At 52.8% G+C, this 17,235-nt stretch carries 15 protein-coding genes; 8 read left to right on the top strand and 7 right to left on the bottom strand.

The annotated features are described in order from the left end of the window. Positions 1-19: 19 nt before the first annotated feature. The 4 genes from AB1S56_RS01350 to AB1S56_RS01335 all read left to right on the top strand — a co-directional run bounded on the left by AB1S56_RS01350 (position 20) and on the right by AB1S56_RS01335 (position 5,151). Positions 20-1,588, top strand: coding sequence for a nucleoside hydrolase-like domain-containing protein (locus AB1S56_RS01350; protein ID WP_340872272.1), 1,569 nt, complete (start codon positions 20-22; stop codon positions 1,586-1,588). A gap of 382 nt (positions 1,589-1,970) precedes the next feature. After that, a complete protein-coding gene (locus tag AB1S56_RS01345; protein WP_340872273.1) occupies positions 1,971-2,870 on the top strand; it encodes a sugar ABC transporter permease in 900 nt (299 codons plus the stop codon). Between the two features lie 15 nt (positions 2,871-2,885). Continuing rightward, positions 2,886-3,716, top strand: coding sequence for a carbohydrate ABC transporter permease (locus AB1S56_RS01340; RefSeq protein ID WP_340872275.1), 831 nt, complete (start codon positions 2,886-2,888; stop codon positions 3,714-3,716). 70 nt (positions 3,717-3,786) lie between these two features. Then, on the top strand, positions 3,787-5,151 hold the full coding sequence (locus AB1S56_RS01335) for an extracellular solute-binding protein (protein ID WP_340872278.1): 1,365 nt from the start codon (positions 3,787-3,789) through the stop codon (positions 5,149-5,151). A gap of 80 nt (positions 5,152-5,231) precedes the next feature. Here the strand turns inward: AB1S56_RS01335 and AB1S56_RS01330 are convergent, their stop codons facing one another. Beyond that, complete coding sequence (locus AB1S56_RS01330) at positions 5,232-6,035, bottom strand: AraC family transcriptional regulator (protein WP_340872279.1); 804 nt, start codon at positions 6,033-6,035, stop codon at positions 5,232-5,234. A 147-nt stretch (positions 6,036-6,182) separates the two neighbouring features. Between AB1S56_RS01330 and AB1S56_RS01325 the strand changes: the two genes are divergently transcribed. Further along, positions 6,183-8,429 carry an FAD-dependent oxidoreductase gene (locus AB1S56_RS01325; protein ID WP_340872281.1) on the top strand — a complete coding sequence of 749 codons (2,247 nt, stop codon included), beginning with the start codon at positions 6,183-6,185 and terminating at the stop codon, positions 8,427-8,429. 15 nt (positions 8,430-8,444) lie between these two features. Then, entirely contained in the window at positions 8,445-9,992 is a 1,548-nt protein-coding gene (locus AB1S56_RS01320; protein ID WP_340872284.1) for a sulfatase-like hydrolase/transferase, read from the top strand. Between the two features lie 223 nt (positions 9,993-10,215). Here AB1S56_RS01320 and araA read toward each other — a convergent pair whose 3' ends face one another. From araA to AB1S56_RS01305, 3 genes are read right to left on the bottom strand one after another with little or no spacing between them, the layout of a single operon-like run. Further along, positions 10,216-11,640 carry an L-arabinose isomerase gene (gene araA / locus AB1S56_RS01315; protein ID WP_340872287.1) on the bottom strand — a complete coding sequence of 475 codons (1,425 nt, stop codon included), beginning with the start codon at positions 11,638-11,640 and terminating at the stop codon, positions 10,216-10,218. Between the two features lie 35 nt (positions 11,641-11,675). Continuing rightward, entirely contained in the window at positions 11,676-12,371 is a 696-nt protein-coding gene (locus AB1S56_RS01310; RefSeq protein WP_340872288.1) for an L-ribulose-5-phosphate 4-epimerase, read from the bottom strand. Positions 12,372-12,373: 2 nt separating this feature from the next. Continuing rightward, positions 12,374-14,002, bottom strand: coding sequence for an FGGY-family carbohydrate kinase (locus AB1S56_RS01305; protein ID WP_340872290.1), 1,629 nt, complete (start codon positions 14,000-14,002; stop codon positions 12,374-12,376). 321 nt (positions 14,003-14,323) lie between these two features. Between AB1S56_RS01305 and AB1S56_RS01300 the strand changes: the two genes are divergently transcribed. Next, positions 14,324-15,412: a GntR family transcriptional regulator gene (locus AB1S56_RS01300; RefSeq protein ID WP_340872292.1), complete on the top strand. Its 1,089-nt coding sequence runs from the start codon at positions 14,324-14,326 to the stop codon at positions 15,410-15,412. 209 nt (positions 15,413-15,621) lie between these two features. Here the strand turns inward: AB1S56_RS01300 and AB1S56_RS01295 are convergent, their stop codons facing one another. Genes AB1S56_RS01295 through AB1S56_RS01285 form a run of 3 tightly spaced genes read right to left on the bottom strand, consistent with a single transcriptional unit; the run spans position 15,622 to position 16,613 of the window. Next, positions 15,622-16,092, bottom strand: coding sequence for a phage tail protein (locus tag AB1S56_RS01295; RefSeq protein WP_340872335.1), 471 nt, complete (start codon positions 16,090-16,092; stop codon positions 15,622-15,624). 30 nt (positions 16,093-16,122) lie between these two features. Beyond that, a complete protein-coding gene (locus tag AB1S56_RS01290; RefSeq protein WP_340872294.1) occupies positions 16,123-16,485 on the bottom strand; it encodes a DoxX family protein in 363 nt (120 codons plus the stop codon). Further along, complete coding sequence (locus AB1S56_RS01285; RefSeq protein WP_340872296.1) at positions 16,485-16,613, bottom strand: hypothetical protein; 129 nt, start codon at positions 16,611-16,613, stop codon at positions 16,485-16,487. The genes AB1S56_RS01290 and AB1S56_RS01285 overlap by 1 nt, the downstream gene beginning before the upstream one ends. Positions 16,614-16,795: 182 nt before the next feature. On the opposite strand from AB1S56_RS01285, the gene AB1S56_RS01280 reads away from it, so the two are divergent. Beyond that, positions 16,796-17,125 (top strand): metalloregulator ArsR/SmtB family transcription factor, encoded by a 330-nt coding sequence (locus AB1S56_RS01280; protein ID WP_340872338.1) that lies wholly within the window; start codon positions 16,796-16,798, stop codon positions 17,123-17,125. Positions 17,126-17,235 lie beyond the last annotated feature (110 nt).

Below are 17,235 nucleotides of genomic sequence, written 5' to 3'. Positions count from 1 at the left end.
AATAGGGAGTGACATGGGCATGATCAAAGCTGGCATATCGGCACAGGCAGCTAGGAAGCCGCGCACGGTGCTTCTGCTGGATCCTGAGCTTGATGACTTAAATACATTGGTACGTTATCTGCTCTACAGCGACCAATTCGATACAGAAGCTTTCATCTATCAGAGCAGCATCTACCACTGGAAGGGTGACGGGAAAGGAACTACGTTCGAGGGCAATTCGGAGCACACCCACATCGGCATAGGTCCGATCACGCAATGGAGATGGGACCATGATTCCCGATTCATGGAGGAAGGGGTCGACATCTATGCCCGCGTCTACACCAATCTGATCGCGCATTCCGACGGCTATCCAGAGCCAGACCTGCTGCAATCACGCATCTATGAAGGCAATGTCAGCTTTCCCGGCGATATGTCACAGGAAAGCCCCGGCTCCAATCGCATCAAGTCGCTCATTCTGGATGACAAGCCTGGTCCGCTGTATCTCTTATCAGGCGCGGGCATGTCGACCATCGGCAGAGCCTTGTTATCCATTGAAGAGACTTACAAGCATACGAAAGCCTGGGAGGACATCTATCGCCATGTATGCAGGAAGGTCATCCTCCAGGCGTTCGGGGATCAAGACGGCGTCTATCCCGGTTATATCAGACCTCAATGGCCGGATATAGAATGCCGGGATATGTCCACCGGCATATGGGGTTACGGGGCGCATCAGGAGGCCTTGCCTCATGACCAGCAATATCTGTCCTCTGCCTGGATGAAGGAGCATGTCTCAAGCGTAGGCCCCTTTGGCGAGTTCTACCGTGTGTGGGGAGACGGGAAGATTATGCATCAGAACGACCGAACTGACTTCTTCGGCTTCGCCGGCCTGACGGTTGAGCAGCTGCAAGAGCTTGGTTACAACGTCTGGTATAAAGCGCTGAAGGAGCCCGGCGCCTGGATATCGGAGGGCGATACCTCCATCTTCATGAACCTCATTAACAATGGACTTGATGCTCATATCGACGGCAGCTACGGCGGCTGGGGCGGACGGGGCGGCAAAGATATTACGCCAGACGGCATCGCTTCACACTCCTATGCCGTCGCCCGCTGGTTCGGCGCCGCGCAGCGCGACTTCGCAGCCCGCATGAAGTGGACCGTTACCCCTCGTTACGAGGATGCCAGCCATCCGCCAATTGCACAGCTCCTGAGCCCCAGGAGCAATAGCCTTGTGGTGCGCCCCGGGGAAGTCGTCACCTTGGCGGCAGCGGTCCAGGACCCGGACAATGGCCATGTGACGGGCAGGTGGTGGCGCTACGAGGAGGCCGATACGTATCCGGGAGCCATAGAATGGCTGGCCGCGCCTGGCACTGCCGCCCCTGAGCAGCAGCCCTATCCGGCCACTATTCCCGCACCGGGGTCACCGGAGGCGGCCAGCTTGAAGGTTAGCAAGCGCGACGTCGTCTCAAGCTTCACCGTTCCCCATGATGCGTCGAGCGGGCAGACCCTGCACTTCATCTTGGAAGCCGTCAATCACGGGCGGCCAGCCTTGACCTCGTACTTGAGGGTTGTGCTGACTGTACAGCGCGGCGGCAAGTCGTTCATCTCATGATGGCCCAAAATTCAATATGAGAAATCCTCTATCGAGGCCTTTCAGAGATGAGCGACCGCGTTTAGATGTAGGATTTATCGCCAAATAGAATTTCCGTTTTTCGAATACTCGAAAACCTATAAATTCTATTGTGGTTAAAAAAAAGCGGGACCCGTTTAAGCATCATGCTTAAGCGAGTCCCGCTTTTTTTGTCATACACTCTGCAATGCCATTCATACAAGGATGAATAATCGGCACCCTCATTGTTTTATATGTAATTGTTAATTTTATATATAGTATAAATTTCTTGACTATTGGAAGCGCTTTAACTAGAATACAAGTATAGAATTAATTTTTATATATAATATTTAAACGATGGTTTGGAATTTGGGGAGGGATTACGGTGGCATCCAGAAGGAAACTAAGCTTAAGAGAAAATGCAGTGGGCTATTCATTTATATTGCCGGCATTTATCGGTTTTTTGGCGTTTATGGCCTATCCGCTGTTTAATTCGTTGTATCTCAGCTTTATGGACTGGAACATGTTCAAAGGGGCTTCAGGCTCCACATTCATTGGCTTGCAGAATTACGCGGATGCGATTGATAATGAATATTTTCGAATTGGACTCATGAACAACCTGCTGCTCGTTGTAATGGCGGTGCCGCTTCTGCTCATCTTGTCGCTGGTCATTGCTATACAGCTTAACGCACGTATTTTGGGCCGCGGACTGCTGCGCGCCATGTATTTTGTGCCCTATATTACGACGATTACGGCTGCTGCCCTCGTGTTCTCGGCGTTATTCCAGCCCGAATTCGGTCCAGTCAATTACGTCCTTCAAGCACTTGGTGTAGACTCGCCTCCGGGCTGGGTGATGAGTGTAAAGTGGGCGCTTCCCACGATTGCCTTGTTTTGGATATGGAAGCACTTGGGGTACTGCATTGTCATTTATTTGGCCGGACTACAGGGGATATCCAGCACTTATTATGAGGCGGCATCCATTGACGGCGCCAACAAGCTGCAGCAGTTTTTCAGAATTACCGTTCCGATGATTTCTCCTACTACGTTTTTCCTCATGATCACCTCTGTTATTTCCTCCTTCCAGATCTTTGCTGAGGTGATGGTCATGACGCAGGGGGGACCAGGAACGGCATCCGTGACGATGGTCTACCACATTTATGACACAGCCTTTAAGCAATATAACATGGGATACGCATCTGCAGTTTCCTGGATATTCTTTGTTCTGGTGGTGATTGTAACTATGGTGCAATGGTACGGTCAGAAAAAATGGGTCAAATATGCATAGAGGAGGGGAAATTCTGTGAGTAGCAGCATGACGCTTACGATCCGGTGGGTTCGAAATCTAATACTCGTTGCGGTGGGGCTCATTATGGTATTCCCGCTTGCCTGGATGCTGTCCGCATCCTTCAAATATGAAAGCGAAGTATTCCAGATGCCCATCCAATGGATTCCCGACAATGTGAATACCAGCAATTATACGACGGCGATTACCGAATTCCCCTTTCTGAATTGGTACGCCAATACGGCATTGGTTACCTTTTATATTGTGTTCCTGGTGTTGTTTGTCAGCACCATTGCCGGTTATGCCTTTGCCAAGCTGGATTTCAAGGGGAAGAATACGATCTTCCTGCTCTTTATTGCCACGATGATGATTCCGGTAGAGGTCCGAATCATTCCGCAATTTATGATTTTTAAGGAGCTGGGCTTAATTAATAACGTGCTCAGCGTGGCGCTTCCCTGGATGTTCAACGCGTTCTCCATCTTTCTTATGCGGCAGTTTTTCACCTCTATTCCCAATGATCTTCTGCAAGCGGCCAAAATCGATGGGTGCAATGAATATACGACTTTCGGTCGTATCGTGCTGCCGCTTGCAAAATCACAAATTACAGCGTTGTTCATACTGGCATTTACATGGGGTTGGAATGAATACTTTAGCTCGCTCATTTATATCAACGACCCGCTGAAGCAGGTGCTGAGCGTCGGAATTGCCAGCTTCAAGGGAGAATATTCTACTAACTTTGCCGTGCAAATGGCAGGCGCGACCCTCGCACTGATTCCGATTATCGTCGTGTATTTGTTTGCGCAAAGGCACTTTGTAGAGGGTGTTGCGCTATCAGGCGTCAAAGGTTAGCCCATTGTTGCGATGGTAGAGCGGCTTGCCGCTTAATCATAATAAATCATTATAAAAGGGGTAATAAGCGATGAAAAGACAAATGACCATTCTGCTTATGATTGTTCTCGTCATGTCGTTACTTGCAGCCTGCAGTCAGTCATCCAATGGCGGAGAGACACCTGCGTCCAAAGGAAATGAGTCCAAGGAAGGCTCCGATGCCAAGAAGCCTATCAAGATGGTCATCCATTTGAACGGTATCGATGAAGATATTAAAATGCAAAAGGCGATGGAGGAGATCCAGAAGCTGGAGAAGTACAAGCATGTCACATTCGACTTTCATGGCAGAGAAGCGGATTTCCTGACAGCTGTTCCAATCGCTATCGCAGCCGGCAGCCAGGTAGATCTTATTATTGTCGCTAATCCGATGCTACAACAGCAGTGGTCGGATGCAGGCACAATCGTTCCGCTGGATGAGCTTGCACAGAAGATTGGGGTGGATTTCACAAAGGAATTTGGTCCTTATGTAGACAATGCGAGCAATAATGGACAGCTGTTCATCGTACCTCATAATATTACCCGCTGGGCGCTGTACTACAACAAGGATATGTTCGACAAAGCAGGCGTTCCGTACCCGGACGACAAGATTCCAATGACGTGGGATGAATATCGTGAGCTGGCCAAGCAGCTGACTAGCGGCGAAGGCGCCAATAAGAAGTATGGCGCATTCTATCTTCCATGGGGCACCTTCTGGTATGGCGATGCCATTATGGCGCTCGGCGGCGGCGAGCATTTCTATACCAGCGAAGGCTTGTCCAACATCGAGGATCCCGCTTTCGCCAAAGCCATGGAGCGTACCTTTAATATGATGCATGTGGACAGCAGTATGCCGACGCACGCCAATGCCGTCACCTCCAAGATTGATCCACCAGCATTCATGAATGGTTCTTACGCTATGAATATTCAAGGCGGTTGGGTACTGCCATGGGCAGCGAACAAGGAGAAATTCCCGCGGGATTGGAAGATGGGCGTTGCTCCACTGCCTGTCGACAGCGGGGAGCAAACCAAAACATGGGGAATCGTGAATGGATTTGGCATTTCGCCGACTTCCGCTGATCCTGAGCTCGCACTTGAAATCGCTCTGGATCTGAGCCGACTCTCCGCCCAATATGCGGACTCCTCCGAATCCGCCAATCGTACAGTTGCGCAGGAGGAGCTCTTCGAGATCTTTGGCGAAGCTCTTGCGGATGACGGCATTACCGTCGATCATCTGAAATCTGTGTTCACTAACGCTGAGACTGTCTTTGTAGGCGAGAAGGTAATGGGCCCTAACAACGTGCAATACGAGAAGGTCATTACCGAAGAGGTTGAGAAGTACCTCGTGAAGGAGCAAGCGCTGGAGAAAACGATTGAAAACATTAAACGGCGCGGCGACGAAACGATTAAGAAGAAGTAAGGCCAAGCAGCCCCCTATCCCATGCTTATCGCATAGGATAGGGGGCTTTTCCAACCATCCAAGCTTGGCGAGAGCTTCGGCTATCGGTAGAGCTGCTGCTGATATTCTTTGGGAGATACACCCGTAACCTGTTTGAATACACGGCTGAAGTAATAAGGATTGGGAAATGAGAGCCGTTCACTTATTTGCGAGATGTTCAACATGTCGGATTGCATGTAGGCAATGGCTCTCTCTATCTTCAGTCTCCGGTAGTAGTGGTTGATCGTAGTTCCCGTATTCAGTTTAAACACGCGTCCCAGATAGGTGTAATTCATATTCATTGCGTTCGCAATCGCATGGCTGTCGAAGGGCAGCTCCGCCTGCTGCTTCAGAAGCTTTATGATTTTGGCTGTTAGGGATGAGGGAGAATGCTCCTCTCCTCCATGCAGATGCTGATGCAGCAGCTCGTACAAGATCTGGTACAGCATACCGTTAAGCCGTTCATGCCTTACTGGGGAGGAGGAGGCATACAGCTGCAGCATCGTCTCCACCATGGACACGAAGGGCTCCTCCTGGGTTAGCTTGTACTGCTTCGGAAGAATAAGCTGCTGCTCTTCACCCAGGCTTCGGAATGGCAGGAATGAGATCCAGAACCATCTAGAGCCCGGCGCAATGGGCAGCCTCCCCCAATGACGGCATTGGTGCTTAAGAAAAAACACCTCTCCCTCGGATATGGTGTAGTCTGTGTTTTCTTCGCATACCGTTACAGCGCCGTTCGTCACATAAAGCATCGTATCAATAGCCAGGATCCGGTCCAAATGAATCCACGGTCTGGAGGTTTCAAACACGCCTATAGACATCAGTGACGGCAATTCATTACGGTTAATGACAACTCGAGTGTCCATTGTATGCGTCCTCCCTTTCAGTCAGGGTCACCACTATTCTAATAAAGTTGATATAAGATATCAATCCTACAGTTCCGTGCATGTAATAGGATTTCTATAGAAACTATTATATAGATATGAGACAAGCTTTAAGGGAGGCAACAGCGAATGGAATTTAAAATCATAAAGGTGGAGCAGGATTTAACGGTAGTAGGAGGAGGCATGCCGGGAATCTGCGCAGCGATTCAAGCTGCACGGCTAGGGATGAAGGTGGCTTTGATTAATAATCGAGGGTATCTCGGAGGAAATGCCAGTCCCGAGAATCGCATTAATGTAGCCGGTGCAGACGGAGCCCAGGAATTCAACTTCTATGCAAGGGAGACGGGCATCATGGAGGAGCTGCGTCTTGAGAATCTGTATCGCAATCCTCAAGGCAACGCTTATTTGTGGGAAACCGTTCTTCTTGACTTTGTGATGCGAGAGCTTAACCTCTCCTTATATTTGAACACCAACGTTGACAGGGTAGAGACGGACGGCAAGGGATGTATTGTATATGTCTCGGGAGCGCAGCAGGGTACGGAGAAACGATTTGACTTTTATAGTCCGTTATTCCTGGATGATACGGGAGACGGAACGGTTGGATATCTGGCGGGAGCGGAATACCGTACTGGACGAGAGGCCAAATCGGAATTTAATGAACGTATTGCGCCTGACGAAGCCGATAACCATGTGCTGCTTAGCACACTATCATGGTACTCAAAGGATACGGGCAGGCCCGCCAAGTTTGTCATGCCCGATTTCGCCAACAGTCTGTCTGTGGAAGAGGCGCTGCAGCATCGAGAAATTCCGGAGCGCATGGAAGGCAATACCCGATACGAGGGGTATCGGATGCAATGGTTCTATGAAATTGGACATGGGAAGGATCAGATCGAACACAATGAGGAGATCATGCAAAATCACCGTGAGCTGGTCTTCGGCATCTGGAATCATATCAAGAACAGCGGCAGCTACGACTCGGCTCAGTATGACTTAGAATTTGTCAGCAGCGCACCAGGCAAGCGTGAATCCAGAAGGCTGATCGGAGACTATATTCTGACAGAGGGCGATATCGTCGAGCAGACCGATTTTGAGGATGCCATTGGCTATGGCGGATGGTCGATCGACCTCCATGCTACAGAAGGTTTTTTCTCCAAGGACATGACGACCCGGCATTTCGTCCTGCATGGCGTATACCCTATCCCTTATCGGAGCTGCTATTCCAAAAATATAACCAATTTATTCGTAGCCAGCCGCTGCATGTCGACGACTCATGTCGCATTCGGCTCCACAAGAGTGATGGCCACTCTCGCCGTGTTGGGGCAGTCGTGTGCTGCTGCAGCCTATCTCTGCCGGAAGTACAACGTAAAGCCCCGGGAGGTTCTTCAACAGCATATGAAGGAGCTGCAGCAGCTGCTGCTTGCCAATGATCAATACATTATCGGCAAGCAAAACGATGATGCTCTTGATCTGTGCAGGAGAGCGACTGTATCAACCAGCTCGGTGCACGTCTCCTCGATGGAACAGATGACATCCAGCCAGACGCTGGACGGCAAATATGCACTGATCGTACCGGTGAAGAAGAGGGTGGAGGAGCTGTCCCTTCAACTGCGCAGCGAATCGGCGACTGAGCTTCATTACACCGTGTACGCTCCTGCCAAGCATCAGAATTACGCACCGCAGATCAAGCTGTATGAAGGCATCGTCAAGGTGCCAGCCACAACAGAATTTACATGGATTCATCTGCCTGTGCACGCGGAGACAGACACTGGAAAGCTGTTTATAGAGCTGGAGCCCAACCCCGGCATTCAACTAGGTATGTGCGAGGACGAAGTGAATGGCGTATTTTTACTGAAAAAAAGGCCTATGAACCGGCGTACCACCTTCTGCGATATTGACACCTTGGAGGTCAAGAAGGAGATGTGGAAGCTGGAGAAGGGGCTTCCCTGCTACCGAACAACTCCGGAGCAAGACGTGTACGGCGCAGAGAATGTCATCAACGGCTTATCGCGAAACCATGGCCTGCCTAACCTGTGGCTGTCCGATCTGACGAATGGGGATGAAGAGCTGTGTATCCGCTTTCCTGACCTGCAGACCATCAGCCAATTGCAGCTGGCATTCGACTCCAACCTGAATTACAACTACGATAACCTGGAAATATACAAGGATTTCTCAGTGTTTCCCACCTTGGTGAAGGATTATACGGTTTATGCCAAATCGAAGGATGACTACGTGGAAGTTATTGCTGTTCAAGACAACTATCATCGAGTCAACAGGCTGCAATTTGAGCCCATTCAGACGAATGAATGCAAGATCGTGTTCCACCGCACGAATGGCGCAAGACGCGTTGGCGTCTATGAGGTAAGAGCTTATCAATAAGGGAGGCATGCTTGAATGAGCAGACAGCCGCATATCTTTTTTATCATGACGGATGAACTGAGAGCCGATACGCTGGGGTTCCGGGGTCATGGCATCGTGCAAACGCCGCACCTGGATCAGCTAGCTGAGGACTGCGCCGTATTCACCAACGCGTATACCAACTGTCCAATGTGCGCCCCAGCCCGGGTCAGTCTGGCAACCGGACGGTACGGGCCGAGCCACGGTGTGCTGGACAATTCATTTGCACCGGTTGCAGATGAAATATCCCTGTACGGCATCATGAGCGATAACGGATATCGCACGATTAATTATGGCAAAATCCATTTTAACACACCGGGCACCTTCGGCTTTGAGGAGCTATATCCCCGTGAGCTGTACCATAGCGGCGGCGTGGATGCTTTTGGCGTAACGGACCGGGACGTGCTGAGAAACAGTGTGTACAAAAAAAATGAAGGCGAGATCCCGCTTGTCATACATGGCGTGAATCCACAGAGACCGGAGGATACCACCGACTCACGGCTGACTCAAGCTTACGTCGATCGCATGGAGGCGCTGAAGGACAGTGAGCGGCCACTGTTTTATCGGCTTTCCATGATGGACCCGCACACGCCTTATTTTCCGACGGAGCCCTATGCGTCCATGTATGCGGCTGAAGATATCCCTCTGCCACTGTCATGGAAGGAGGACCTTCGCTCCAAGCCTCTTCTGCATCGGTATTATTATCAAGCCCGAGGCTTTCACCACTTGACAGAGGAGGACTATCGCAAAAGCATGGCCAGCTATTACGGCTTAATTACCCATGTAGATGCTCGCGTCGGGCAAGTGGTTGATCGATTGAAGGAGCTTAATCTCTACGATGATGCCATCCTTGTATTCACCTCCGATCACGGCTCCATGATGGGTGAGCACGGGTTCATTGAGAAGTGGGGGATCATGTATGAGGAAGTGACTCGCATCCCGCTCATGATCAAATTCCCGAAATCTCGTTATCGCGGCACCTATGACGCATTGGCTGAGATTGTCGATGTGATGCCAACCTTATTGGACGCCGCAGGCATTGACACGCCGGAATGCGTGCAGGGAACGTCGCTTCTGCCCTTGCTGCGCGGAGAGCCAGGAGCTGCCAAGAGGGAAGTATTCGGCCATATCTTCTCTGGCGGTGTGCAGCTTGAGCCTGCGCTTATGATTCGTCAAGATCAATGGAAGCTGACGATATACCCTGGACAGCAGCATGTGCATGATAGGCTGCTGAACGATCATTTCTTGAAATATACACCCATGTTTCTAGAGGATATTGTGGAAGGTGAGCTGTACCACCTGGGGGACGATCCTCATGAGATGAACAATCTGTTTCATGAGCCTGAGTATCTGGATTTGAGGATATCTCTGCTTGCGCGTCTCTATGAATGGCGTAGCTGCTTAGGAGAGCTTGCGAATCTTGACGACATGGAGCAAGCGAAGCCCGTGGTGAACAGTTATCACCTCATGCAGGCAGACAACATGGCCAAGATGCAGCGCCTGTTGACGGAAGAGGGCACCATTAAGCGGTTAACCCGCAGATAGAGGGTGCAAGTGGCCACGCAGCAGCATAGGCCCGTCAGCGTTTGCGCAGCGCGCTACCGCGCCGTTTTGAACGATTTTTCGTTCATATCCGGCACCCGCGGCGCATCACCAAGCCACTTTGAACGATTTCTCGTTCAAATCCAACACAAAAAAACTGGTCCCGCTTCAGCTCTTCAGCTCAAGCAGGACCAGCTTTTTTAAGTGGCATTCACGCGCCCTATCATTACTTAATGACCACGTACTCCAGGTTCACAAGCTTCGCGTACGTTACGATCTGGTCGGTCGTCAGGTTCAGCGACACCACCGTATGATGGCCGCCGCCGTTCTCGATCCAGGCCTTTACGCCGTCCTGGAAGTTCGGCTTCACAGTCCACAGGACGCGCGCGACAGGCAGCTTGGGAGCTGGGACCGTCGGCTCGAACGCGGACACCTCGTTAATCAGCAGCTTGTAATGCGTGCCGAAGTCGGCCATGGAGACAACGACACCTTCGCCGGCTTTGCCGTCGAATACGAGACGAGCCGGATCCTCGCGGTCGCCGATGCCGAGCGGATTCACCACAATCTTCGGCTTGTTCGCCGCCAGCGACGGGTCGACCTCCAGCATGTGGGATTGCAGGATGGCCTCTTGGCCAGCCGCCATCTCATACGTGTAGTCCTCCATGAAGCCCGTGTTCTGGTTGCGGCTCATAACCTTCATCAGACGATCAAGCGCGGCTGTCTTCCAGTCGCCTTCGCCGGCGAAGCCGTAGCCCTGCGCCATCAGGCGCTGTACAGCAAGACCCGGCAGCTGCTTCATGCCATGAAGATCCTCGAAGTTTGTGGTGAAGGCGTTGTAGCCCTTGTCCTCCAGGAAGCTCTTCAGCGCAATCTCATAGCTCGCTTGCACTCGCACGCTGGCTTCCCAAGCCTCTTGGCTGTTCGTGCCGTAATCGAATTCATACAGCTCCGCGTATTCGCCCATCAGATCATCGATTTCCTGCTCGGTTACAGCATTCACGTATTGTACGAGGTCGCCGATGCCGTAATAGTCTACCGTCCAGCCGAATTGAATTTGCGCCTCGACCTTGTCGCCATCTGTCACGCCGACATTGCGCATATTGTCGCCGAAGCGAGCCACCTTGATGTTGAAGCTTTCATTGTAGGCAACCGCCACATCCATCCAGTCGGCAAGCTGCTTGTGCACCTCCGGACGCTCCCAATAGCCAACGACGATTTTGTTCTGCTTCTTCAGGCGCGCGTTGATGAAGCCGTATTCCCGGTCGCCGTGCGCGGCCTGGTTCAGGTTCATGAAGTCCATGTCGATGGTCGCCCATGGAATGCTCTCATTGTATTGTGTGGCAAGGTGCAGCAGAGGCTTCTGCAGCAGCTTGGTGCCGCGAATCCACATCTTCGCAGGGGAGAAGGTATGCATCCACGTGATCACGCCCGCTACCTCGTCGCGGTAGTTCACTTCTTTCATGATGCTTGTAATTTTGTCCGCGCTGACAGCCAAGTCTTGCAGAACAACGGGATACGGCAGCACACCGCTGTTGTTCCACGCATCGGCCATAATCTGCGCATGCGCCTTCACCTCGGCCAGCGCCTCTTCTCCGTACAAATGCTGCGAGCCCACTACGAACCAAAACTGTTTAGCTGCTGTTGCTGTCATATTGTATCACTCTCTTTCCATATAGGTAGTTGCATCTATTTCTGTCCGTAATAAGCGTCCTTGCCATGCTTGCGGAGATAATGCTTGTCGAGTATACCCTGCGGCAGCTCCTTGGAGAAATGGTTCAGCTGGCGCGCGTACAGGTTCATCTTGCACACTTCCTCCAGCACGACGCTGTTCACCACCGCCGACTTGACGTCCTTGCCCCAGGTGAACGGCGCATGGCCTTGCAGCAGGATGGCCGGAATCGCCATGACATCGAGGCCCCGCTTCTCGAACGTCTCGATAATGACATGGCCCGTCTCCGCCTCGTAGCCGCGATTCACCTCCTCCTGGTTCAAGAACCGGGCGCAGGGAACTGCGCCATAGAACGTGTCCGCATGCGTCGTTCCCATGACGGGCACATCGAGGCCCGCCTGCGCCCAGATGGTCGCCCAGGTGGAGTGCGTATGCACAATGCCGCCAATCTGCGGAAAGCGCTTGTACAGCACCGCGTGAGTCGCCGTGTCAGAGGATGGACGCAGAGCGCCCTCCACCACGTTCCCGTCGAGATCCACCACAACCATGTCGCTCGGCTTCATACTCTCGTAGCTGACACCGCTTGGCTTAATGACGAATAATCCGCTCTCCCGATCCAGCGCGCTTGCATTACCCCAAGTAAACTTAACAAGTCCGTGCTTCGGCAAATCCAGATTCGCCTGAAACACCTCTTCCTTCAGCTGTTCCAGCAACGTTAACCCCTCCCGTTCTCCAGCAGATGTTCGACCGCGGCCTGCTCAATAGCCAGCCCAGCCTTGTAGCGCGCCATAAAGGCTTCAAAGCCCAACACGTCCCTTGCGTCCGGGGCAAGCTCCTGTCCCTCGACAGCCTGGAATACCTGCCCCGCGAGGAAGCCGTCCAGACTCTCTCCTTCGCCCTTGTTGACCAAGTACGAGGCCAAGAGCGCCATGCCCCACGCTCCGCCTTCACCGGCCGTGGACATGACCGAGATGGGCACATTCAGCGCGGCGGCGAGTGCCCGCTGGCCGACGACAGGGGTTTTGAAGAGACCGCCATGGGCCAGAATGCTGTCGATGGCTACCTTCTCGTTATCTGTCAAAATATCCATGCCCAGCTTCAGCGCGCCGAAAGCCGTGAATAGATGCGTGCGCATAAAGTTGGCCAGATTGAAGCTGCTCTCCGGCGAGCGGACAAAAAGCGGGCGGCCCTGCTCGATGCCTGTAATATTTTCACCGGAGAGATAGCCGTAGCTGAGCAGCCCGCCGCCGTCCGGATCCGCTTCGAGCGACTTGTTCAGCAGCACGCTGAACAGTCTGCCGGAATCCTCGCTATAGCCCATTGCCGCCGCAAATTCACGGAACAGCCCTACCCAGGCGTTCAGATCGCTGGAGCAGTTGTTGGCGTGCACCATCGCAACCGGGCTGCCATCCGGTGTTGTCACAATATCAATCTCCGGGTATACCTTGGACAGCTCCTTCTCCAGAACGATCATGGCGAAGATGGACGTGCCGACAGAGACGTTCCCCGTCCGCTTCTTCACGCTGTTCGTCGCCACCATGCCCGTCCCTGCGTCACCCTCCGGAGGACAGAGCGGAATGCCGGGCTTCAGGTCGCCGGCCGGGTCCAGCAGAGCCGCTCCCTCCTGCGTCAGCTCACCGGCTCCCTCGCCTGCTAGCTGTACCTTCGGCAGCAGCTCCTCCAGCCTTAACGCGTAGCCGCGGTCCGCGACTCGTTCATTGAACTGCTGAACCATCGCGGAGTGGTATTGTCCCGTCGCTTCGTCAATAGGGAACATGCCCGAAGCATCGCCGATGCCCAGCACCTTGCGGCCTGTCAGCAGCCAGTGCATGTATCCCGACAGCGTCGTCATGAAGGCCACGCGAGGCACATGCTCCTCTTGGTTCAGGATGGCCTGGTAGAGATGCGCGATGCTCCAGCGCTCCGGAATGTTGAACTGGAACAGCTCCGTCAGCTCCTTGGCCGCGGCGCCCGTCGTCGAGTTGCGCCAGGTCCGGAACGGCACCAGCAGCTCTCCCTGCTGATCGAAGGCGAGGTATCCGTGCATCATCGCGGAGAAGCCGATGGAGCCGACGGTCTGAAGCGTAACCCCGTAGGATCTCGCTACCTCCTCCTTCAGCTCGCGATAAGCGGCCTGAACACCGGTCATCATGTCCGACTGGCCGTACGTCCAGAAGCCATTCTTGAGCTGGTTCTCCCACTCGTAGCTTCCCGATGCGATGGTCTGGAACTGGCGGTCGATCAGCACCGCCTTTATTCTGGTAGAGCCCAGCTCGATGCCAAGCGACGTTGCGCCCTGGACGATGGCTTCCTTCAGGTCCGTATGACTCGTCATAACGTGCATCCCCTCTCTTTTCCCCTTTTTCTATAAAAGCCGCTTCCGACTCCCTTACAGCTCTGAGCAGGATGGAAGAAGGCGCTTTCTCTTCAGTTGACAGCCTTAGTATAATTTTTTGTACGTACATTTGTCAATATAGTCTAATAGTTATACTTACATCATGGTGATAGGGTTTTAGGGTCCCGATAATGGCGTGCTTCAACAAAAAAGGGCGAAATTTGTATCGTTTTGGCATCAAATATGGAGGGTAACCTTTGCAATTTGTACATTTCATGCTAAGATGTGTACGTACAACTTTTATGAACCAGAATGAAAGAAGTGGAAGAGATGAAGCCCAAATATCAAATGATTATTGATGATATCAAAAGCCATATTTTGTCGGGGACCTACAAGGCAGGCGAGCAGATTCCTACGGAATCCGCGCTGCAGGAGAGCTACGGCGTCAGCCGGCAGACGGTTCGGAAGGCGATTCTGGAGCTGTCCAATGAGGGATTTCTGCGCAGCGAGAAAGGGTCCGGCACGTACGTCAGCAGCCAATACCGGTCGCGCTCGGGCGGGAAGAAGACGATCGGCGTCATTACGACCTATATCTCGGACTATATCTTTCCCTCCATTATTCGCGGCATTGAAAGCCGGCTGAACGAGGATAACTATTCGCTGCTGCTGGCCAGCACCAATAATGATATTGCGCAGGAGAAGAAGGCGCTGGAGATGATGCTGTCGTATGGTGTGGACGGACTCATTATTGAGCCGACCCGCAGCAATGTCTATAACCCGAACATCGCGTATTACTTGTCGTTCAAGGAGCAGGAGGTGCCTTTTACGATGATTAACGCCTATTACGAGGAGCTGGAGGTGCCGTTCTTCTGCCTGGATGACGTGCAATCCAGCTATCTGGCGGCGCGGGAGCTTATCGCCAAGGGCCATACCCGCATCGGCCTCATCGCGAAGATGGATGATCTGCAAGGGAAATATCGGATGAAGGGCTACATCAAAGCGCTGGGGGAGGCCAAGCTTCGCTTCCTACCGGAGCATGTGCTCTCCTTCGACACGGATACGAAGCCGGACCTGTTCGGCAATCTGGAGACCTTCCTAAGCGAGCATAGAGGAGAGCTGACGGCTCTTGTCTGCTACAACGACGAGGTCGGCCTGGAGGTCGTGCATGCCTGCCGAAAGCTTGGCATCTCCATTCCGGATGAGCTGTCCATCATCGGCCAGGACAACTCCTATTTTGCCAAAAACGCCAATATTCAACTGACGACGCTCACTCACCCGCAGGAGCAGATGGGCCGCGACGCCGCAGATTGGATCATCAAGAGCCTCCAGGGGAAGAAGGACCTGCCCGCCCAAACCTATTATCAGCCCGTGCTGGTGGAGGGCGAGACCGTGAAGGCGCCTATGGCGGAGTCCTGTTGATTGTGGTGCCGCTAGACCGGCATGAGGAAGGGCTGCCTGGACGGCAGCCCTATTCCTTGCGGGCATCCATGACAACATCGTCGCGTCCTGCCCCATCTTGCCCCCGTCGATTATGTATTCGCGAATCGCATCGGCAGAGACGGCGGCAATATGAACCCTCTCGGACGTGTCATAAGCGCTCGCAATTATCTCAAATTGATCTGTATTGGCTATTCATATTCTCCCTTGATGACAAAAAACGAGCCTCGTATCGTGCCGGCCAGCTTGGACTTCTGCCTGGCGAACTTAAATCCCTTCTCCTCGAGCTCCTTGGGAATCTCCATTCCCTCGGACAGCTTGAAGCCAACCGCCCGCTTCTTGGGGTCATCGACCGTATACATGACGTTGACCGCCAGGCCATCCTCGTAGAAGACGTAGGCCCACTGTATATTTTCCACTTGAAAACGCGAAGTTTCTAATGGCTTGGCCGCAAATGCTATTCCCCGCTGCTCCTTCAAGATCCGGCTTACATACTCCAGCGTCTCCGGGCTGTCAGCAGCCGGCACCACCGCAAATTCATGCTTGTATTTGTTCATGAAGTACCTGGCCTCATTGGCGCGCAGGCCGGCAAGCGCCTCAGCTGCGGGCGAAGACTCCAAGCCAGCCGTTGACACCTCTTTGAAATCCACGACATAGGACATATCCATTGCACCCCTCATCATCTTATGATCTTACAGAAGCTCGTCTGCGAACAAAATAACTACGGCAAGCGCCAGCACAAGAGTGACCAAAGCGGGCGCCAATTGCCCAGCGGAATGCTTGACCCGGATATGCGCCGCTATCGCAACCAGCATGGTAACGCCCAGCCAAATGCCAGCCCAAGCCGCTGCGGCGGGAGCCCAGTACCCTGCGATAAGCGCTGCCGCACCAATGAGCTGCACGACACCGGCAATTATGCGAAGCTGCTGCGGCCATCGGATGGACTGGAACAGCTCAACCTGCTGCTTGGTCCCCGCGATTTTGCTGGCGCCTTGAAAGGCGATCCACAGCAGAAGCCAGCTCTGAATAATAATGGAGAGGATATGGAGAAACATTATACGTGCTGCACCTCCCGCTTATGGCCGCTTAGCCAAGTATAGGATAACCGATTGGGCTCGTCCACATGATTCCCTGCTATCTCCAGCTTGCCTGAGTCCATCCGCATTTGCAATAATATACGCATACATGATGCCTCCCTTTTATTTTAATTGGATACCATTTGGTGTCGTATTAGATTATAGGATACCATTTGGTATCCTGTCAATGAAGGATTCATCCTATTGACGGTTATCTCCGGCGAGCCCTATAATCAAGGCACTATTAGGTTTTTAACCCAAGAGCATGCATACGAAGGAGTGAGCGATGATGAGCGCTGTTGCTCAGACACGGGATGTATATTATGCGGTAGCCGATCCGACTCGGCGCGAACTCATTCGTCTACTGGCGGATGCGGAAGAGCTGCCGCTTAACCGATTAACGATTCATTTCCCAATAGGCCGCGCGGCTGTCTCCAAGCATCTGGGGATATTGAAGGAAGCAGGCCTGGTCACGGAGCGCAAGGTGGGACGGGAGACGCGTAACCGCCTCAATCCGGCGCCCCTCAAGGAGCTGCAGGATTGGCTGTCCTATTACGAGAAGTTCTGGAAGCACAACATGCTTCGCCTGGATCAGCTGCTGAAGGAAGACCCTGAATAAGGGGCGCGGTGCGGCGATTACAATCTCTCGTGTCGCTATGGTTCGCTGGAACCCTCCAGTTACTGCAATAACGACACCTCGTGTGCCTATTGCGCTCATTTGCTGATAAG

The sequence above is a fragment of the Paenibacillus sp. PL2-23 genome, from assembly GCF_040834005.1.
Lineage (GTDB): Bacteria > Bacillota > Bacilli > Paenibacillales > Paenibacillaceae > Pristimantibacillus.
The sequence above is the reverse complement of the archived record's forward strand: the minus strand, read 5'-3'. Positions and strand labels throughout refer to the sequence as shown.